Consider the following 19,168-nt stretch of genomic DNA (forward strand, 5'->3'; position numbering starts at 1 on the left):
GGCAGGGGGTGGTGGCTCGTGCGGGGGCGGGGCCGTACGGAGGGGACCTGGTGGTGGCGGGGCGTCCGACCGCCGGGCGCGGGAGCGCGGCGGGGCGCGGTCGCCGCGGCCGTGCTGTGTGCCGTGGCCGCGCTGCCGGGCGGGATCGCGGCCGCGGCCGGCCCCGGGACGTACGCCTTCGCGCCGGACGACCTGCAGGTCACCGGTACGACCGGCACCGCCGGCGCTCCGCGACTGACACCCGGCCGCACCTACCGCAGCTCACTCCCCCGGGACGGCAGGCTCCACTACCGCCTCGACCTGGACACCACGACCACGGCCTACGTCCCCGTCACCGCCGTACCGCCCGCCCACGCCACCGTCACCGCGACCGACGGCATCAAGGTCTCCGTGCGCGACCCGCACGGCAGCCCCTGCTCCTTCGCCTCCGCCCGCTTCGGCGCCGGACTCAGCCCGCGCCCCGTCACCGCCCTGGGGCGGCGCGAGGCCGGTGGTGGGACCCAGTGCCAGGGCGCCGGGACGTACGACGTCCTGGTCGAGCGCGTGGAGACCGGGCGACCGGCCGAACCGGGCCCCGGGGAGCGCTGGGACCTGGAGATCAAGCCCGTCTCGGAGCCGCGGCCGGCCAGGCCCGGGCCCACCACCGCGCCCCGCACCTGGGACTCCGCCTCCCCCGAGCCGCCCAGCGGCGCCCCCCGCCCCCGGCCCGGCGGTGCGGGCTTCGCCACCGCCCGCACCCTCGGCCAGGGAGCCTGGCGCACCGAACTGCGCCCCGGGGAGACCCTGTTCTACAAGGTGCCCCTGGAGTGGGGCCGCCGGCTGAACGCCGTCGCCGAACTGGACGCCTCCACGAACGGCCACGGCTACGTCGGCGGCGCCCTGAACCTCTCCCTCTACAACCCCGTCCGCGGATTCGTCGACGACGCCGCACTCGGCTACACCGGCACCCGGAAGTCCGCCGCCCTCGCCCCGCTGCCGCCCGTGGAGTACACCAACCGGTACGCCGTCCCCAGCGCCCAGAACGCGATGCGCTTCGCCGGCGACTACTACCTGGCCCTGCACCTCAGCGAGCGGATGACCGGCATCTTCGGCCAGGGGCCGTTCGGCGTGACACTGCGGGTGCGGACCGACGGGCAGGCCCACGACGGGCCCGCCTACGCCGGGCGGCCCGCGCCGGCGGACGTCTTCACGGTCACCGCACAGGACCGGGCGGCCGTGGCGGCCGCCGGAACCCCCGGTGACGGGGGCGACGGGAGCGGCGGCACCGCGATGAAGGCGCTCGCGGCCGGCGGGATCGGCACCGGGACCGCCCTGCTGCTGGCGCTCGGGGTGTGGACGGTGGCGGCCCGGCGGGCACCGCGGCCGCCTCAGACCCGGGCCAGCGCCCAGAAGCCCACGGCGTAGCAGACCAGCGCCAGGAGCAGGATCGGGATCGCCGCCTTCGCCGGCGGACCGGGCCGGCGCGGCGCGCGGCGCGCCCGGCGGCCGCGCCCACCACGCCCGGCTGCCGCCACGACGGGCCGCGGGGGAGGCGCCGGCTGCGGGTCCCGGGCGGTGTACGCGGCGGTGGAGGCGTCCTCACGGGGCGCAGTCTGCGGGACCGGAGGGGCCGCCGGGGCCGGATGCCAGGGCCCGTACGGCTCGGCGGGAGACCACAGGGCCGGTGGCGTGGGGCCGGGCGCGGAGGGCGCCGTGGGGGGAGTCGACGGCTGCCGCGCCGTCGCAGGAGGCCCGAAAGGCTGCTCGGCGTCACGCCGGGGGGCCGGCTGCGGGGGCGGAAGGTGGAAGCTGCCCGTGTCCGACATCGAGACCGAGGCAGTGGCCGAGGAGCGCGCCCCGGCACCGCCCAGCCGGGGGTCGAGGGACACGGCCCGCGCACCGGACTCCTCGGACCGGGCCGGCGGGGAGTCTCCGGCACCGCCGACGTCGAGGCCGGCACCCGTGCTGTCCTCGCCCGACGCCGCCACACGCACACCGGAAGCGCGCCGGAGCGGTCCGTCCGGGCCGAATCCGGGCGGCAGCGGCCCCAGTTGGTCGAAGATCTCGATCAGCTCGTCGTCGGGTCCGGGCTCCGGCAGCAGCTCCGCGGCGGCCGCGAGCGCCTTGCGCGCACCGGTGGCCGTACGGAACCGGGCTTCCGGATCAGGCTGCAGCAGCGTGGCCACGACCTGCCAGACAGGGTCCGGAATGCCCTTCGGAGGCCCGGGAGTTCCCTGCTCCATGAAGTACTGCACGAGCGCCTTGGCGTCGGGCTTGGCGCCCTCGAGCAGGTACAGCGCGACCAGTCCCACCGCGAACAGGTCGGCCGGGAAGTCCGGTTCGGCCCCCAGCATCTGCTCGGGCGCCAGATAGCCGGGCGTGCCCACCACGAGGTTGGTCTCCGTCAGGCGGGGCTCGCCGAACCGCATGGCGATACCGAAGTCGGACAGCCTCAGCCGCGGCCGGCCGGTACCGGTGGCCTCCAGCAGCACGTTGGCGGGCTTGATGTCCCGGTGGACGACTCCCTCCGCGTGCACCGCGGCGACGCCGGACAGGAGCTGGTCGAGCAGCGTGCACACGAACGCCGGCGGAAGCGGGCCGTAGTCCCCGACGAGGTGGACCAGCGAGCCGCCCCCGACCAGGTCCATGGTGAACAGCACCTTGTCGTCGTCGGCGGCCCAGCTGGCCGGGGCGAGGACGTGCGGATGGTCGATGCGCAGCGCCTGCTCCCGCACGAAGCGCAGCAGCGAGTGGGCGTCGCGCTGCTGGAGCACCTTGGCGGCCACATAGCGCCGGCGCCGGTGGTCCCAGGCACGCCACACGGCACCCGCGCCACCGCGCCCGATCGGGTCGGCCAGCTCGTACCGGCCGGCGAAGACCTCACCCATGACAGTCCGCAGCTCCCTCCCCAAGCCACCCGTTCCCCCACCAGCGCCCGGCTACCCCCCAGCCCCCCGGCGTCTCACCCCCACGTCGACGATCATGTCCCCGGGCCCGGTCCCGGCCCCCTCCGGGACACCGGGCCGTGAGGTCAGTTCTGGTGGGACTGGTAGTGCGCGACCGCGTCGGAGGTACGGCCGGCGCCGTAGACCCGGAGGAACTCTGCCAGTTCGGGGTGGCTCGGGGCGAGGGAGTCGGCCGCCTCGATGATGTCGCCGGCGGCGGCCACCGAGCGCAGCAGCGACTGGATCTCGCGCACCACGCGCTTGACCGTCGGCGCCCCCGAACCACTGGTCGTCTGCGTCGTGTTGTTCAGCACGGATCCCCCCTGCGACTTCTTGATCTCTTCCATGCGCTCGGTCGCCTCGGCCGCGCTGACGCTGCCGTCCGCGACCTGGGCCGCCAGCTCCTGCAGCAGCTGTACCCGCTGGACCACGGCAGGATTGCCGATCTTGGCACGCTGGCCGCTCATCAGCTGCGACAGCATCGGGGCCGACAGGCCCAGGACCGCCGCGAGACGGGCCTGGTTCAGCCCGAGATCGTCGATGAGCTTACGGAAGAGCGCCCCCAACGGCTCCCCGTACCAGTTCCGCTGCAGCTCCCGCGCTCTCGCGGTGGCTTCCTGCTGTGCGGCGTCCATTGCGTCTCCCCATCGCTTCCCCAGAGAACCGCGGTTCGCTGTAGCGAACCACGCCGAGCATCTTACGGAGCGTGGTCATCCACGGGGACCCCCAATCTTTTTGCGGGATACGGGGGGTGACCCGGTACTCTGGTCTCCGGCGCCCGCTGGACCACTGGTCCTCCAGCCGGACGCTTCCCTTCCGGGGCCTTAGCTCAGTTGGTAGAGCGCCGTCTTTGCATGGCGGATGTCAGGGGTTCGACTCCCCTAGGCTCCACACACAGATCCCCTCCGGCCTGCGTGAACGCGGGCCGGAGGGGATCTTTCGGGTTTCACGTGAAACGGCCGGTGGGGCGGGCGACCCTCAAGTCACCCGCCCCACCGCACCGTTGGCACCCTGCGGTGCCTGGGCTCACTCCTCCTCGTCGCGGCGCGAAGCCTCCTCGGCCTCCTTCGCCTGGACCTCCGGGTCCAGCGGCGAGCTGCCGCTGCCGTCGACCGAGCTCAGCCGGCCGGTCTCCGGCACCTCCGTCGCGGCGGGCGGCTCGACCAGCCAGTCCGGGTTGGCCTGCTTGTCCCACCACTTCCAGGCCGCGAACGCGCCCCCCGCGGCCAGGCCCACCAGCGCCAGCACCTTCACGGCACGGCCCGCGCGGGAACGCCGCGCATTGCGCCGGGCCAGCTTCTGGATCTGCTGCGCCGTGACCTGGCCGCGCAGTGCGGCCAGCGCGGCGGCACCGCGGGCAGCGGCCTCGTCGCGCACCGGCGCGGCCGCGGCCATCGCCTGCTCGATCTTCGGACGCGAGTACTCGGCGGCCTGCCGGGCGGCCTTGCGGGTACGGGCGGCGGCCTCCTGCGCGGCCATGTCCACTTTGGGCGGCACATGGGCGCGGGCCTGGTCCAGGCGTGGGGCGAGCCGGGCGTCGTACTGCTCGCGGGCCTGCTCAGCGGCCTGCGACACCACGGGCGCCAGCCGTACGCGTGCCTCCTGCGCGTAATGCGCGGCACGCTCCTTGGCCGTGTCGGCATAGGGCGCCACCACTTCCGCGGCGTGCAGCACGCTGTCCTTCGCCGAGCCGGTCGCGGCGCGCACGCTGTCGATGCGGGTCACGGGTTTCCTCCTCCTCGGTGGCGTACGGTAATCGGCTTTCCACCCTTTTACGGATCATGCCTGCCAACGGCCGACGCGGCATGCGAGGGCGGGCATACGGGTGCAACGAAGGCCTCCCCCACGACACTGCCACGCATCACCCCCGCGCGCCCCCCGCAACACGGGAACTCCCCGACGCGAGACGCCGCCGCCCCCCGGACGTGCGAGGATCGGGGCCTTACACGAGAAGAACGGAAGGCACACCGTGGCCGAGCAGCTCTACGCCACCCTCAAGACCAACCACGGGGACATCGTGGTCCGGCTTTTCCCGAACCACGCGCCGAAAACGGTCCGCAACTTCGTGGAACTCGCCCAGGGTGAGCGTGAGTGGGTGCACCCCGGCACCGGGGCCACCACCACGGACCGGCTCTACGACGGCACGATCTTCCACCGGGTCATCAGCGGCTTCATGATCCAGGGCGGCGACCCGCTCGGCACGGGAATCGGCGGTCCCGGCTACCAGTTCGAGGACGAGTTCCACCCCGACCTCTCCTTCAACCGCCCCTACCTGCTCGCCATGGCCAACGCCGGCCCCGGCACCAACGGCTCGCAGTTCTTCATCACGGTCTCCCCGACGACCTGGCTCAACCGCAAGCACACCATCTTCGGCGAGGTCGCCGACCCCGCCGGCCAGAAGGTCGTCGACGCCATCGCCGCCCTCCCCACCTCGCATCCGAACGACCGGCCCGTCGACGACGTCGTCCTCGAAAGGGTCGTGATCGAGAGGCGCGGCGGCGCCACCACCCTGGACAAGCGCGAAGGCTGAGCCCCGCCGCGCCCCAGGTCACCCGCCGGGAACCAATCGCCCCGCTCGTCCGTAAGGAAGAGCGGGGCGGGGTATTGCCGCAAGGAGAGGCCACCGACCAGCAAGGGGACGCCATGGACCAGGCCGCAGGCAGCACACAGCACGCCCGGAGCCTGCCCGTGTGCTACCGGCACCCGGACCGGGAGACCGGCGTGCGCTGCACCCGCTGCGAGCGGCCCATCTGCCCCGAATGCATGGTCAGCGCCTCGGTCGGCTTCCAGTGCCCCGACTGCGTGCGCGGCGGCTCCGGCACCGGACACCCGCCGGCCGCCTCGCGCCCCCGAACGGTGGCCGGCGGCACGGTCACGGCGGACCCGCGGCTGGCCACCAAGGTGCTGATCGGGATCAACCTCGCCGTCTTCCTGCTCCAGCTCGCCGTCGGGGACCGCTTCACCAGCCGGTTCGAGCTCTTCGGGCAGGCCCACGCCCCCCTGCTCACCGGGGTGCAGGGCGTCGCCGAGGGCCAGTACTACCGCATGCTGACCGCGATGTTCCTGCACGGCGGCTACACCCACATCCTGTTCAACATGCTCAGCCTGTGGTGGCTCGGCGGCCCGCTGGAGACCGCCCTGGGCCGCGCCCGCTACCTCACCCTCTACTTCGTCTCGGGTCTGGCCGGCAGCGCCCTCACCTACCTGATCGCGGATCCGAACCAGCCCTCCCTGGGCGCGTCCGGCGCGATCTTCGGGCTCTTCGGCGCCACCGGCGTCCTGATGCGCCGGCTCAACTACGACCTGCGGCCGCTGGTCGCCCTGCTGGTGATCAACCTGGTCATCACCTTCACCCCGGGGATGCACATCGCCTGGGAGGCCCACATCGGCGGCCTCGTCGCCGGCATCGTGACCGGGTACGCCATGGTCCACGCCCCGCGCCGGAACCGGGCGCTGATCCAGTACGGCACCTGTGCGCTCGTGCTGGCCGTGGTGGCGGTGCTGACGCTGGTCAGAACAGCTCAGCTGACCTGATACCGAACCGTTGTCCACAGCGCGTGGCGGATCTTGTGCATAGTGTGCGAACACACCTGCGCCCCCTGCCGCTCTCCTGCGTTCATGCAGGTCAGGCAGGGGGCGAACGGGTGTACGTCGGTCTTGTGGCAGTCACACCGGCGTCAACGTCCTGCGGGTTATCCACAGATCGTAGTCTTTTCCCCAGGACCCTGTGGAAAGCTCTTCAACCTGTGGATAACTCAGAGCGACGACGGCCGCGGACGCGCTACTTCCACTGGGTGGACACGCCGAACCCGGCGGCGATGAAGCCGAAGCCCACCACGATGTTCCAGTTGTCCAGGCTGTCGATCGGCAGCGAACCGTCGGTCACGTAGAAGACGACGATCCAGGCCAGCCCGATGAGGAACATGGCCAGCATGACCGGCGCGACCCAGGCGCTGTTGGTGAGCTTGATGGCCTGCGCCTGCTTCGCCGGCGGCGGCGTGTAGTCGGCCTTCTTGCGGATACGTGACTTCGGCACGAGGGTCTCTCCTGTCGATGCGCTGCGTGGCCGCGCAGGTAACTGGGTCTGGCTCGGGGCAGCGTACAAGGGGACAGTAAGGGCAGACTCAGTGCTCCCCCGGGCGTCCGTTAGCGTAGTGCTTCCGCGGCGCCGAAGGAGATAAGGGTACGTTGAGCAATTCTGCCGACTCCCCCGGGACGGGATCAACGGGTTCCGGCCCCGTCCGTGCGTTCCGCCTGCGGCCGGTGCGGATCCTGACGGCCGCCGTCTTCGCGCTGGCGGGTCTGCTGTTCATCACCAGCTTCAACACGGCCAAGGGTACCGACATCCGGCAGGACGCCTCCCTGCTGAAGCTGTCCGACCTGATCCAGGAGCGCAGCCGCAAGAACCAGGGGCTGGACCAGTCCAACGCCGCCCTGCGCGATCGCGTGGAGTCGCTCGCCGAGGGCGACGACGGCAGCACCAGGGCGCAGGACCGGAAGCTCAGCGGCCTGGAGAAGAGCGCGGGCACCGAGAAGGTCACCGGCAGGGCGGTCAGCGTCACCCTCAACGACGCCCCGCCGAACGCGACCGCCAAGCTCCCGGGCTACCCCGAGCCGCAGCCCGACTACCTGGTCATCCACCAGCAGGACCTGCAGGCCGTGGTGAACGCCCTGTGGCAGGGCGGCGCGCGCGGCATCAAGGTCATGGACCAGCGGCTGATCTCCACCAGCGCGGTGCGCTGCGTCGGCAACACCCTGATCCTCCAGGGCCGCGTCTACTCGCCGCCGTACAAGATCACCGCGGTCGGGGACCCCGGCAGGCTGCAGCAGGCGCTCGCGGCCAGCAAGGCCATCCAGACCTACATGGTCTACGTCAACGTCTACGGCCTCGGGTGGAAGGTCACCGAGGACGGGACGGTGACGCTTCCGGGCTACTCGGGCACAGTGGACCTGCACTACGCCAAGCCCGCGCAGTAGCCGCCCGGTCACGTATCGGATCGACAAAGGGCGCCACAAATCGGTTCCGGCCGACGTTGAGGTGTTCGACCCTGTGCCACGTAAGTCCGGTTACCGGGGGCCGGGCCGGCCTGTGGAGGCAGCCCGGCCGACGGCTCCGCGCCGTTAGTCTGGTGCCGTACGGCGTGTGTGACCGGTGCCGTGGGGAAACGGAAGGGACGGCATGTACGGCTGGATCTGGCGGCATCTGCCGGGGAACGCGTGGGTGAAGGCGCTCATCTCGCTGGTCCTGGCCCTGGCCGTGGTCTACATCCTCTTCCAGTACGTCTTCCCGTGGGCCGAGCCGCTGCTGCCCTTCAACGATGTGACGGTGGACAACCAGTGAGTGCGCGGATTCTCGTCGTCGACAACTACGACAGCTTCGTCTTCAACCTGGTCCAGTACCTGTACCAGCTGGGCGCCGAGTGCGAGGTGCTGCGCAACGACGAGGTGTCCCCGTCGCACGCCCAGGACGGCTTCGACGGCGTGCTGCTCTCGCCCGGGCCGGGGACGCCGGAGCAGGCCGGCGTGTGCGTCGACATGGTGCGGCACTGCGCCGCGACCGGTGTCCCGGTCTTCGGCGTCTGCCTGGGCATGCAGTCGATGCAGGTGGCGTACGGCGGCGTGGTCGACCGGGCGCCGGAACTGCTGCACGGCAAGACCTCGCTGGTCGAGCACGGAGGGAAGGGCGTGTTCGCCGGACTGCCCTCGCCGTTCACCGCGACCCGCTACCACTCGCTGGCCGCCGAGCCGGCGACCGTCCCGGCGGAGCTGGAGGTCACGGCCCGCACCCACGACGGCATCATCATGGGCCTGCGCCACCGCGAACTGCCCGTGGAGGGAGTGCAGTTCCATCCCGAGTCGGTGCTGACCGAGCACGGGCACCGGATGCTGGCCAACTGGCTGGTGGAGTGCGGCGACCAGGGCGCGGTGGCGAGGTCGGCGGGGCTCGCCCCGGTGGTGGGCAGGGCCACGGCGTGACCGCGCTGCGCCCGGAGCGCGAGACCGATGCCTCGTACGGGGATCAGTCGTACGAGGCTTCCGGTGCGCAGGGCGACTGGCACGCGGCGGGCGCGGTGTTCGAGGAGCCGTACCGGCCCGTCCCGGACGACGAGACGATGGCACTGCGGATCCCCGTGCCGCCGCCTGCCCGCGAGAGCGAGCCCGTACGGCCCTCTGCGGCCTCGTCGGCCTCCTCCGCCCCGGGAACCACACCGGGAGGCCGCGCGGCCCGCAGAAAGGCCGCCAAGCGGCGCGGTGGCCGTCACGGCGGCGTGGCCCGGGAGACCGCGGGCCCGGCGACGGCTGAGACCGGCTCCGCTGCCGGACGTCCGCTCTCCCGTGTCGAGGCCCGGCGGCAGGCGCGGCTGCGCAAGGCCGGCCCCGCGGGCATCGCGAGCCGGGCGATCGGCGAGGTGTTCATCACCACGGGTGTGCTGCTGCTGCTGTTCGTCACCTACCAGTTGTGGTGGACGAACGTGCGCGCGCACGCCCAGGCGGGCGACGAGACGCACCAGTTGCAGAACGAGTGGGCCAGTGGCAAGCGGGCCCCGGGCGTGTTCGAGCCGGGCCAGGGCTTCGCGATCCTGCACATCCCCAAGCTGGACGTGGTCGCGCCGATCGCGGAGGGCGTCAGCAACAAGAAGGTGCTCGACAAGGGGATGGTGGGGCACTACGGCGAGGGCGCGCTGAAGACGGCGATGCCCTACGCGAAGACCGGCAACTTCGGTCTGGCGGCCCACCGCAACACGCACGGCGAGCCGTTCCGGTACATCAACCGGCTCAGGCCCGGTGACGCGGTCGTGGTCGAGACGCAGGACACGTACTTCGTGTACAAGGTGACGTCGATGCTGCCGGTGACGCCGCCGTCCAACACGAGCGTGCTGAACCCGGTTCCGAAGGGCTCGGGTTTCACCGGCCCGGGCCGCTACATCACGCTCACCACGTGCACGCCGGAGTTCACCAGCAAGTACCGGCTGATCGTCTGGGGCAAGATGGTCCAGGAACGCCCGCGCAGCAAGGGCAAGCCGGACGCGCTCATCGAGTAGGGGCTAAGGGGACAGTGGCAGGGACCGCCGACGACACCGAAGAGCACACGGACGCGTCCGACGCGGGGCCCGCCCCCCGCCGGCGCGGTGGCCGGATCGCGACCGCGGTCAGCGTGTTCGGTGAACTGCTCATCACGGCGGGCCTGGTGCTCGCCCTCTTCGTCCTGTACTCGCTGTGGTGGACGAACGTGATAGCGGACCGCAAGGCCGACACGGAGGCCGGGAGGGTCCGCGAGCACTGGGCCCACGTCACCGACTCCGGCCCCGGCGCGCTGGACACCAAGGACGGCATCGGCTTCCTGCACGTACCGGCGATGCGGAACGGCGAGGTGCTGGTCGAGAAGGGCACGGGCACGGACGTCCTCAACAACGGCGTGGCCGGCTACTACACGGACCCGGTCAAGGCGGCCCTCCCCATGACCGGCGAGGCCGGCAACTTCGCCCTCGCCGCCCACCGCGACGGCCACGGCGCCAAGTTCCACAACATCGACAAGCTGCGCGAGGGCGACCCGATCGTCTTCGAGACGCGCGACGACTGGTACGTCTACAAGGTCTACTCGATCCTCCCGGAGACCTCGAAGTTCAACGTCAAGGTCTTGTCGGCGATCCCGAAGGAGTCCGGCAGGAAGAAGGCAGGCCACTACATCACCCTGACGACCTGCACCCCCGTCTACACCTCCCGCTACCGGTACGTGGTGTGGGGCGAGCTGGTGCGGGTGGACAAGGTCGACAGCAGGCGGACGCCGCCGGCGGAGCTGCGCTAGCCCACAGGGAAAGGGCCCGTGCCGGGAAGTTCCGGCAGGGGCCCTTTCCTGTTCTGTTCGCTGTTCTGCGCGGGGTGTCAGCCGGTGACGCCGCCGAAGAAGTTGGTTCCTCCGTCGTTGCCGCCGTTGTTGTTGCCGCCGCCGTTGCCGCCGAGGGTGGTGAGGTTGACCGCCTGGCCGGCGTTGACCGGGCTGCCCGGTGCCGGGTCCGAATTGATGACGATCGCGTTGTCGTCGTTGGAGCCCTGGATGTTGCCGACCTGCAGGCCCGCCTGCGCGAGCATCTGCTTGACGTCCTTGAGCTTCTTGCCCGCGATCGGCGGCACCGTCGTCTGCTGCTGGCCCTGGAACTTGCCGACGTTGATGGTGATCGGCGTGTTCTTGGAGACGGAGGCGCCTGCGGCCGGGTTGGTGTTCTGGACCTTGCCGTCCTGGTTCTGGTCGGTGACGGGTGTGTCGTTGCAGGTCGGGGTCAAGCCCTTGGCCTGCAGGTCCGCCTTCGCGTCGTCGCAGGACTTGCCGGACTCGTCCGGGACGGTCACCTTCTCCTCCGCCTTGGCGACGGTGAGGGTGATCGTGGTGCCCTTCTGCCTCTCCACGCCGCCCTGCGGGTCCTGGTCCGTCACGACGCCGGGGGTCTGGGAGGAGACCACGGTCTTCTTCTCGACCTTGAAGCCCTTGTCGGTGAGCTGGGACTCCGCCTGGTCGAACTGGATGCCGCGGACGTCCGGTACCTGGACCTTGGGCGCACCGGTGGAGACCGTCAGGGCGACGGTCTCGCCCTTGTCCACGCTCGTCTTGGGGTCCGGGTTCTGGTCGCAGACGTTGCCCTTGGGCTGGGCGTCGCAGGGCTTCCTGGTGACCGACAGCTTCAGGCCGACGTTGTCGGCCATGTTCTGGGCCGTCTTCAGCGGCTGTCCGACGAAGGCCGGCACCTCCACCTTGCCGTCGCCCGCGCCGCCGCTGGTGACCCACTTGCCGATCAGGATCGCGCCGACCAGGACCAGGATTCCGGCGACCACCAGCAGGATCGTGGAGGTGTTGTTCTTCTTCTGCTGGCGGCGGCGGTCCGGGCGGTCGTCGTAGCCGTAGCCGCCGTCGTCCGGGTTCATGGGCGGCAGCATCGTGGTCGCCGCCGCGGCGCCGCCGTCCGAGCGCAGGGCCGTCGTGGCCTGGTCGTCGGGATAGCCGCCGCCGTATCCCACGGCGCCCATGGCCGCGGTCGCCCCGACCGGCTGGCCGTCGAGGCAGGCCTCGATGTCGGCGCGCATCTCGTCGGCCGACTGGTACCGGTAGTTCGGGTCCTTGACCAGCGCCTTCAGGACGATGGCGTCCATCTCGGGGGTGATCTCGGGGTCGAAGACCGAGGGGGCCTGGGGTTCCTCGCGGACGTGCTGGTAGGCGACGGCGACGGGGGAGTCGCCCACGAAGGGCGGCCGCACCGTCAGCAGCTCGTAGAGCAGGCAACCCGTCGAATACAGGTCCGACCGGGCGTCGACCTGCTCGCCCTTCGCCTGCTCCGGAGACAGGTACTGGGCCGTGCCGATGACCGCCGCCGTCTGGGTCATGGTCATGCCGGCGTCGCCCATCGCGCGGGCGATGCCGAAGTCCATCACCTTGACCTGGCCGTTGCGGGTCAGCATGACGTTGGCCGGCTTGATGTCGCGGTGCACGATGCCGCTGCGGTGGGCGTACTCCAGGCCCTGGAGAATGCCGATGGTCATCTCCATCGAACGCTCGGGCAGGAGCTTGCGACCGGAGTGCAGCAGCTCGCGGAGCGTGGAGCCGTCCACGTACTCCATCACGATGTACGGGATGGAGACCCCGTCGATGTAGTCCTCGCCCGTGTCGTAGACCGCGACGATCGCGGGATGGTTGAGCGAGGCGGCCGACTGGGCCTCCCGGCGGAAGCGGGCCTGGAAGGACGGGTCGCGCGCGAGGTCCGCGCGCAGCGTCTTCACCGCCACGGTGCGGCCGAGGCGGGTGTCATGCGCGAGGTAGACCTCGGCCATGCCACCACGGCCGAGCACCTGGCCCAGCTCGTACCGGCCGCCGAGGCGACGCGGCTCTTCCATAGCTACCTACCAGCCCTCTCCGTCGGTCCCGGCCGCGCACATGTCGTGTGCGGCCGGAGGCTGCCGTCCGGGCCTACCGTACCCGGCTCGCTCTGTGTGACCTGGCCAAGCCCGGAACCCGATACAGGACCGGTATCGCAACGTGCGACGATGTGAAGGGGACGTGAGCGGGGTCACTTCTTGGGCTTGATGACCGCCTCCATGACGCTCTTGGCGATCGGGGCGGCGAGGCCGCCGCCGGAGATGTCGCCGCGGTTCGCGTGCTCGTCCTCGATGACCACGGCCACGGCGACCGGCGAGCTGCCGTCGGGCAGCTTGGCGAAGGAGATGAACCACGCGTAGGGGTTCGCGCTGTTCGCCACGCCGTGCTGGGCGGTACCGGTCTTGCCGCCGACGGTGACGCCGGAGATCCGCGCGTTGGTGCCGGTGCCCTTCTCGACGACCGTCTTCATCATGTCCTGCAGGATCTGCGCGTTCTGCGGCGACAGCGGCCGGCTCATCTCCTCGGGCTGGGTCTTGGCGACCGGGTCGAGGTTGGAGGATTGCAGCGAGTCGACCATGTACGGCTTCATCAGCTTGCCGTCGTTGGCGACCGCCGAGGCGACCATGGCCATCTGCAGCGGGGTGGCCGCGGTGTTGTACTGGCCGATGGAGGACAGCGCGGTCTGCGACTGGTTCATGTTGTCGGAGAACACCGAGGCGTTGGACCGGACCGGCGTGAACTGCTCGGAGTCGAAGCCGAACTTCTTCGCCTCGGCGAGCATCTTGTCGTTGCCGAGGTCGGCGCCGATCTTGCCGAAGACGGTGTTGCAGGAGTACTGCAGCGCGGTCCGCATCGTCGCGTTCCTGCAGGGGATGTTCCCCTCGTTCTTCAGCTCGGTGCGGGTGCCCGGCATGACCCACGGCAGCGGCGAGTCGGTCTTCTCGTCGGCCGAGGTGTACTTGCCGTTCTCCAGCGCGGCCGCGGCCGTGACCACCTTGAACGTCGAGCCCGGCGGGTAGGTCTCGCGCAGCGCCCGGTTCTGCGTCGGGTCGGCCGGGTTGTTCTTCTTCAGCAGCTTGTTCCACGCCTTGGCGTCGGCGTCGGAGTAGCCCGAGAAGGACGACGGGTCGTACGACGGGTAGGAGGCGAGCGCCAGGATCTTGCCGGTGGACGGTTCGAGGGCGACCACCGCGCCCTTGCTGCCCTGCTGGGCCAGGCCGTCGTACGCCGCCTTCTGCGCGGCCGCGTTCAGCGTGGTCACGACGTTGCCGCCCTGCTGGGGCTTGCCGGTGATCATGTCGAGCGTCTTGCGGAAGAACAGCCGGTCGTCGTTGCCGGTGAGGATGCCGTCCTCGATGTTCTCGAGCTGGTTGCTGCCGAAGGCCTGGGAGGAGTAGCCGGTGACCGGGGCCCACATGGGCCCGTTCTTGTACGTCCGCTTGTACTTGAAGTCGCCGTGCTTGGACACCACCGAACCCGTTATGGGATCACCGTCGACGATGATGTCGCCGCGCGGGTGGGCGTAGCGCTCGATGGCCACGCGGCGGTTGTCCGTGTCGGAGCGCAGGGCGTCGGCCTTGACGTACTGGAGGTAGTTGTCGCGGATGAGCAGGGCCAGGATGAGCAGGCCACAGAAGATCGCGATCCGGCGCAGGGGCTTGTTCATGACGGGCGGACCACCTGGGTCATCTCGGCGTCGGGGTTGGCGGCGGGGGCGGGCGCCGGGCGGCGGGCGGTGTCGCTGATGCGGATGAGGATGGCGATCAGTGACCAGTTGGCAAGCACGGAGGAGCCACCGGAGGCCAGGAACGGCATGGTCATACCGGTCAGCGGAATGAGACCCATGACACCGCCGGCCACCACGAAGACCTGAAGGGCGAAGGCGCCGGACAGACCGACGGCGAGCAGCTTGCCGAACGGGTCGCGGGCGGCGAGGGCGGTGCGCACACCGCGCTCCACGATCAGGCCGTAGATCAGCAGGATCGCCATGATGCCCGCCAGGCCCAGCTCCTCGCCGAAGGTCGCGAGGACGAAGTCGGAGTTGGCGGCGAACTTGATCAGGTCCGAGTGGCCCTGGCCCCAGCCGGTTCCGAGGGTGCCACCGGAGCCGAACGCCCACAGCGACTGCTGCAACTGGTCGGAGTGGAGGATGCCGTCGTGCGTGATCTTGCGGCTGAGCTGGTACTCGCGCAGCGGGTTGAGCCAGGCCTGGACACGGGTCTGGATGTGCGGCTCGAAGCTGGCCACGCCGACCGCGCCGACCGCGGACATCAGCAGACCGAAGACGATCCAGCTGGTCCGCTCGGTGGCGACGTACAGCATGATGACGAACATTCCGAAGAAGAGCAGCGATGTGCCCAGGTCGGTCTCGAACACCAGGATGAGGATCGAGATCGCCCAGACGACCAGGATCGGGCCGAGGTCGCGGCCGCGCGGCAGGTACAGGCCCATGAAGCGGCGGCTGGCGAGGGCGAGGGCGTCGCGCTTCACCATCAGGTAGCCGGCGAAGAAGACCGCGAGGACGATCTTCGCGAACTCGCCCGGCTGGAGAGAGCCCAGGCCGGGGATCCTGATCCAGATCTTGGCGCCGTAGATGTTGGCCCCGAGGCCCGGCACCAGCGGCAGGATCAGCAGGATCAGGGCGCAGAACATCGAGATGTAGGTGTAGCGCTGCAGGACGCGGTGGTCCTTCAGGAATATCAGCACGGCGGCGAACAGCGCGATGCCCAGCGCGGTGTAGAGCAGCTGCCGGGGTGCCGCCGGTGAGAAGCCGCGCAGCGACTGCAGCAGCTTCGACTGGTCCAGCCGCCAGATCACGACGAGTCCGAGGCCGTTGAGCAGCGTGGCCAGCGGCAGCAGCAGCGGGTCCGCGTACGGGGCGAACCTGCGCACGGCCAGGTGGGCGACGCCGGCCAGCAGGCCGAGGCCGAGACCGTAGCCCAGCAGGCCCGCGGGCACCTGGCCGTCGATGGCCAGGCCCACGTTGGCGTAGGCGAACACCGGGATGACGACGGCGAAGATCAGCAGCGCCAGTTCGGTGTTGCGGCGGCTCGGCGCGCCGATGGCGCCGATCGTGGACGTGTGGTGCGTCGGCGAATTCGTAGTACTGCTCATCGTGTGACGGGGCCTCTCACGGCGTGCCTACTGCTTGCCGCACTGATCGACGACCTTCTGCTCATCCTCGGAGAGGCTCGGGCCGGGCTGAGGAGTGGCGGTCGCGGACGGTTTCGGAGACTTGGCGGACGGGGACGGCTTGGACGCCGACGGGTTCGGGGTCGGCGACGCCTTGGACGTGAGCGAGGTACGGGTGGTTCCCGTGGTGCCCCCGGCCTCGCCCTGGCCCGTCTTGGCGTTCCGGTCGGTCTCGGCCGCCGTGCGCTCGGCCTGCTTCCGGCAGGCGGAGGCCTGGACGGAGAGGGTCTGGATCTTCGCCTGCGCCTGCTGCAGACCGCCCGCGGTGATGGTGTTCTTGACCTGCTTCTGCTGGTACGGCGGCAGGTACTTGAGTTCGATCTCGGGGTGGTCCTTCTCGACCTTCGACAGCGACACCCAGGCCAGGTCCTGGCTGATGCCGCGGTAGAGGGCCACGTGCTCGCCGTTGCTGCCGACGTAGTACTGCGTCTGGGTCCAGCGGTAGCCGCCGTACAGGCCGCCGCCGATCACCGCGAGGGTGAGGGCGCCGTACAGCGTTCTCTTCAGCCACCGGCGCCTGCCGCGCGGCTTGACGAAGTCCTCGTCGGTGTAGTCGCCGAAGCCGCCGGTGGGGACGTAGCCGGTGGTGTCGCCGGAGCCGGGCGGGCCGAACTCGCCTCCGCCGCCCTGGCGGCCCAGGTGGGAGGCGCGGCCGGCCGGGGTCTGCATGATGTTGTTGTCGTGCAGGTGGTGCTGGTTCTCGGCGACGGCGCCGACCACCACGGGGGTGTCGGACAGCTGTCCGGCGAGGGTGTCCCCGGTGTCCAGGTCGAGGACGTCGGCGACGATGACGGTGATGTTGTCGGGGCCGCCGCCGCGCAGCGCGAGCTGGATCAGCTCCTGCACGGTCTCCTGCGGGCCCTGGTAGCTGGCGAGGGTCTCCTCCATCGTCTGGTGGGAGACGACGCCGGACAGGCCGTCGGAGCAGATCAGGTAGCGGTCGCCGGCCCGGACCTCGCGGATCGACAGGTCGGGCTCGACGTGGTCGCCGCTGCCGAGGGCGCGCATCAGCAGGGAGCGCTGCGGGTGGGTGGTGGCCTCTTCCTCGGTGATCCGGCCCTCGTCGACGAGGCGCTGGACCCAGGTGTGGTCCTGGGTGATCTGCGAGAGCACCCCGTCGCGCAGCAGGTAGGCGCGGGAGTCGCCGACGTGGACGAGGCCGAGCCGCTGGCCGGTCCACAGCAGGGCGGTGAGGGTGGTGCCCATGCCCTCGAGCTGGGGGTCGTCCTCGACCATGGAGCGCAGCTGGTCGTTGGCGCGCTGCACGGCCTGGCCGAGCGAGGTGAGGAGGTCGGAGCCGGGCACGTCGTCGTCGAGGGTGACGAGGGTGGAGATGACCTCGGAGGAGGCGACCTCGCCGGCCGCCTGGCCGCCCATGCCGTCGGCGATGGCGAGCAGGCGCGGACCGGCGTAACCGGAGTCCTCGTTGCCCTCCCGGATCATGCCCTTGTGCGATCCGGCGGCGAAGCGCAGTGACAGACTCATGCGCACCTCGCCCGTCGGCTCCGAATGCAGCCGGTCGTGTCGAGCCACACTGCCCACCCTCCGGTCGGGAGCGCGCCGGCGGCCGGGTGGCGGCCTGCCGCTGCGTGCTCGCTCCGCTCGCTCATTGTCGTACTACTTCCGCAGCTCGATGACGGTTTTGCCGATGCGGATCGGCGCGCCCAGCGGGATCGGCGTGGGAGTCGTCAGCCGGGACCGGTCCAGGTACGTGCCGTTGGTGGAGCCGAGATCCTCGACGATCCACTGGCCGTCGCGGTCGGGGTAGATCCTGGCATGACGGCTGGAGGCGTAGTCGTCGTCCAGCACGATCGTCGAGTCGTGCGCCCGGCCCAGGGTGATGGTCTGGCCCTGCAGCGCGACGGTGGTGCCGGTCAGGGTGCCCTCGGACACGACCAGCTTGGTGGGGGCGTTGCGGCCGCGGCGGCCGCCGCCCTGCTGGCCGCGCTGCTGCGGGGGCGCGGACTGCTGCCGGGCGGCCTGCTGCGGCCGCGCCGCCTCCCGGCGCGCTCCGCGCTGGGTGACGCGCGTACCGAACAGGTCGCTGCGGATGACCTGCACGGCCACGATCACGAACAGCCACAGTACGGCCAGGAAACCCAGCCGCATGACCGTGAGGGTCAGCTCTGACATTGCCCCCGCTTCACCCTTCGGCTTGCCGGTAAATGATGGTGGTGCTGCCCACGACGATCCGCGAGCCGTCGCGGAGCGTAGCGCGGGTGGTGTGCTGCCCGTCCACCACGATGCCGTTGGTGGAGCCGAGATCCTGGATCGTCGAGGGCGTTCCGGTCCGGATCTCGCAGTGCCGGCGGGAGACACCGGGGTCGTCGATCCGCACGTCGGCCTCGGTGCTGCGGCCGAGCACCAGGGTCGGGCGGGAGATCTGGTGGCGGGTGCCGTTGATCTCGATCCAGTGGCGGGTGCGCCCGCCGCTCATCGGGGCGGCGGCCGGGCGCTGGGTGGCGGGCTGCGGGTAGCCGTAGCCGCCGGGGCGGGAGCCGGGCGGCGGTGCGGACGGCATCGGGGGCGCCGCGGCCGGGGCGGCGGGCGGGTAGCCGTATCCGCCGGGCGCGGGGCGGCCGGGGGCGGGGGCCGCGGGTGCGGCGCCCTGCTGGCTGCTGGAGGAGGCGAGGGTGCGGCTGCGCACCCGGTACAGGCCGGTGTCGAGGTCGTCGGCCTTCTCCAGGTGGACCTTGATCGGGCCCATGAAGGTGTAGCGCTGCTGCTTGGCGTAGTCGCGGACCATGCCGGCGAGCTCGTCGCCGAGCTGTCCCGAGTACGGGCTGAGGCGCTCGAAGTCCGGCGCGCTCAGCTCCACGATGAAGTCGTTGGGTACGACCGTCCGGTCGCGGTTCCAGATGGTCGCGTTGTTGTCGCACTCGCGCTGGAGCGCGCCGGCGATCTCCACGGGCTGGACCTCGGACTTGAAGACCTTGGCGAAGGTGCCGTTGACCAGACCTTCGAGACGCTGCTCGAACTTCTTCAGGACTCCCATGGGGCACCTCCTCCGTCGTTGCCGCTCTGTCTTGCCGTGCTGTCGTGCCGCTGTTACCCGTGCCGCCTGCTGCCGTACCGCTCGCTGATCGTATCTACGCGCCCGGCAATCAGCCGGTTCCCCCAGCGGCTGCCCTTCGAACTCCTTGTGACATGGATCGTAGAGGGGGGCGATGACCAGTGTCCCGCACCC

18 protein-coding genes, 1 tRNA gene and 1 pseudogene are annotated in these 19,168 nt (G+C 70.8%); 10 read left to right on the forward strand and 10 right to left on the reverse strand.

The window, feature by feature from the left end; all coding sequences use genetic code 11:
- Positions 1-123 precede the first annotated feature (123 nt).
- Positions 124-1,404: a hypothetical protein gene (locus tag AQJ66_RS17320; RefSeq protein ID WP_244162845.1), complete on the forward strand. Its 1,281-nt coding sequence runs from the start codon at positions 124-126 to the stop codon at positions 1,402-1,404.
- Here the strand turns inward: AQJ66_RS17320 and AQJ66_RS17325 are convergent.
- Positions 1,368-2,867, reverse strand: coding sequence for a serine/threonine-protein kinase (locus AQJ66_RS17325; protein WP_061922311.1), 1,500 nt, complete (start codon positions 2,865-2,867; stop codon positions 1,368-1,370). The genes AQJ66_RS17320 and AQJ66_RS17325 overlap by 37 nt on opposite strands.
- Before the next feature lie 143 nt (positions 2,868-3,010).
- Complete coding sequence (locus tag AQJ66_RS17330) at positions 3,011-3,559, reverse strand: helix-turn-helix domain-containing protein (RefSeq protein ID WP_061922314.1); 549 nt, start codon at positions 3,557-3,559, stop codon at positions 3,011-3,013.
- Between the two features lie 183 nt (positions 3,560-3,742).
- Here AQJ66_RS17330 and AQJ66_RS17335 point away from each other — a divergent pair.
- Positions 3,743-3,815 (forward strand) — tRNA-Ala (locus AQJ66_RS17335).
- 135 nt (positions 3,816-3,950) lie between these two features.
- Here AQJ66_RS17335 and AQJ66_RS17340 read toward each other — a convergent pair.
- On the reverse strand, positions 3,951-4,649 hold the full coding sequence (locus tag AQJ66_RS17340) for a DUF5324 family protein (protein ID WP_061922317.1): 699 nt from the start codon (positions 4,647-4,649) through the stop codon (positions 3,951-3,953).
- 244 nt (positions 4,650-4,893) lie between these two features.
- Here AQJ66_RS17340 and AQJ66_RS17345 point away from each other — a divergent pair, with 244 nt between their 5' ends.
- Both AQJ66_RS17345 and AQJ66_RS17350 read left to right on the forward strand, forming a co-directional pair.
- A complete protein-coding gene (locus AQJ66_RS17345) occupies positions 4,894-5,454 on the forward strand; it encodes a peptidylprolyl isomerase (RefSeq protein ID WP_061922320.1) in 561 nt (186 codons plus the stop codon).
- A 113-nt stretch (positions 5,455-5,567) separates the two neighbouring features.
- The gene (locus AQJ66_RS17350) at positions 5,568-6,458 is read left to right on the forward strand and encodes a rhomboid family intramembrane serine protease (RefSeq protein ID WP_061922323.1); all 891 of its coding nucleotides are present in this window, start codon (positions 5,568-5,570) and stop codon (positions 6,456-6,458) included.
- A 247-nt stretch (positions 6,459-6,705) separates the two neighbouring features.
- Here AQJ66_RS17350 and crgA read toward each other — a convergent pair whose 3' ends face one another.
- A complete protein-coding gene (crgA, locus tag AQJ66_RS17355; protein WP_061922326.1) occupies positions 6,706-6,960 on the reverse strand; it encodes a cell division protein CrgA in 255 nt (84 codons plus the stop codon).
- A gap of 152 nt (positions 6,961-7,112) precedes the next feature.
- On the opposite strand from crgA, the gene AQJ66_RS17360 reads away from it, so the two are divergent.
- The 6 genes and pseudogenes from AQJ66_RS17360 to AQJ66_RS17375 all read left to right on the forward strand — a co-directional run bounded on the left by AQJ66_RS17360 (position 7,113) and on the right by AQJ66_RS17375 (position 10,731).
- Complete coding sequence (locus AQJ66_RS17360; RefSeq protein WP_061922329.1) at positions 7,113-7,901, forward strand: DUF881 domain-containing protein; 789 nt, start codon at positions 7,113-7,115, stop codon at positions 7,899-7,901.
- A gap of 10 nt (positions 7,902-7,911) precedes the next feature.
- Positions 7,912-8,049: pseudogene (locus tag AQJ66_RS40080) on the forward strand (class E sortase); the annotation flags it as partial.
- 54 nt (positions 8,050-8,103) lie between these two features.
- A complete protein-coding gene (locus AQJ66_RS38325; RefSeq protein ID WP_019073551.1) occupies positions 8,104-8,265 on the forward strand; it encodes a hypothetical protein in 162 nt (53 codons plus the stop codon).
- Positions 8,262-8,900 carry an aminodeoxychorismate/anthranilate synthase component II gene (locus tag AQJ66_RS17365; protein WP_061922332.1) on the forward strand — a complete coding sequence of 213 codons (639 nt, stop codon included), beginning with the start codon at positions 8,262-8,264 and terminating at the stop codon, positions 8,898-8,900. Before AQJ66_RS38325 ends, AQJ66_RS17365 begins: the two co-directional genes overlap by 4 nt.
- Complete coding sequence (locus AQJ66_RS17370) at positions 8,897-9,967, forward strand: class E sortase (RefSeq protein WP_061922335.1); 1,071 nt, start codon at positions 8,897-8,899, stop codon at positions 9,965-9,967. Before AQJ66_RS17365 ends, AQJ66_RS17370 begins: the two co-directional genes overlap by 4 nt.
- Positions 9,968-9,981: 14 nt before the next feature.
- Positions 9,982-10,731, forward strand: coding sequence for a class E sortase (locus AQJ66_RS17375; RefSeq protein ID WP_061922338.1), 750 nt, complete (start codon positions 9,982-9,984; stop codon positions 10,729-10,731).
- Between the two features lie 77 nt (positions 10,732-10,808).
- On the opposite strand, the gene pknB is transcribed toward AQJ66_RS17375, so the two are convergent.
- The 6 genes from pknB to AQJ66_RS17405 all read right to left on the reverse strand — a co-directional run bounded on the left by pknB (position 10,809) and on the right by AQJ66_RS17405 (position 18,976).
- On the reverse strand, positions 10,809-12,806 hold the full coding sequence (gene pknB, locus AQJ66_RS17380; RefSeq protein ID WP_061922341.1) for a Stk1 family PASTA domain-containing Ser/Thr kinase: 1,998 nt from the start codon (positions 12,804-12,806) through the stop codon (positions 10,809-10,811).
- Between the two features lie 173 nt (positions 12,807-12,979).
- Entirely contained in the window at positions 12,980-14,455 is a 1,476-nt protein-coding gene (locus tag AQJ66_RS17385; protein WP_061922344.1) for a peptidoglycan D,D-transpeptidase FtsI family protein, read from the reverse strand.
- Entirely contained in the window at positions 14,452-15,903 is a 1,452-nt protein-coding gene (locus tag AQJ66_RS17390) for an FtsW/RodA/SpoVE family cell cycle protein (protein ID WP_061922347.1), read from the reverse strand. Before AQJ66_RS17390 ends, AQJ66_RS17385 begins: the two co-directional genes overlap by 4 nt.
- A 27-nt stretch (positions 15,904-15,930) precedes the next feature.
- Positions 15,931-17,466 (reverse strand): Stp1/IreP family PP2C-type Ser/Thr phosphatase, encoded by a 1,536-nt coding sequence (locus AQJ66_RS17395; RefSeq protein WP_208611381.1) that lies wholly within the window; start codon positions 17,464-17,466, stop codon positions 15,931-15,933.
- Positions 17,467-17,598: 132 nt separating this feature from the next.
- Complete coding sequence (locus tag AQJ66_RS17400; protein WP_061922349.1) at positions 17,599-18,114, reverse strand: FHA domain-containing protein FhaB/FipA; 516 nt, start codon at positions 18,112-18,114, stop codon at positions 17,599-17,601.
- Positions 18,115-18,124: 10 nt separating this feature from the next.
- Positions 18,125-18,976 carry an FhaA domain-containing protein gene (locus AQJ66_RS17405; protein WP_061922352.1) on the reverse strand — a complete coding sequence of 284 codons (852 nt, stop codon included), beginning with the start codon at positions 18,974-18,976 and terminating at the stop codon, positions 18,125-18,127.
- Positions 18,977-19,168: the final 192 nt, after the last annotated feature.

The sequence above is a fragment of the Streptomyces bungoensis genome (assembly GCF_001514215.1).
Classification (GTDB): domain Bacteria; phylum Actinomycetota; class Actinomycetes; order Streptomycetales; family Streptomycetaceae; genus Streptomyces; species Streptomyces bungoensis.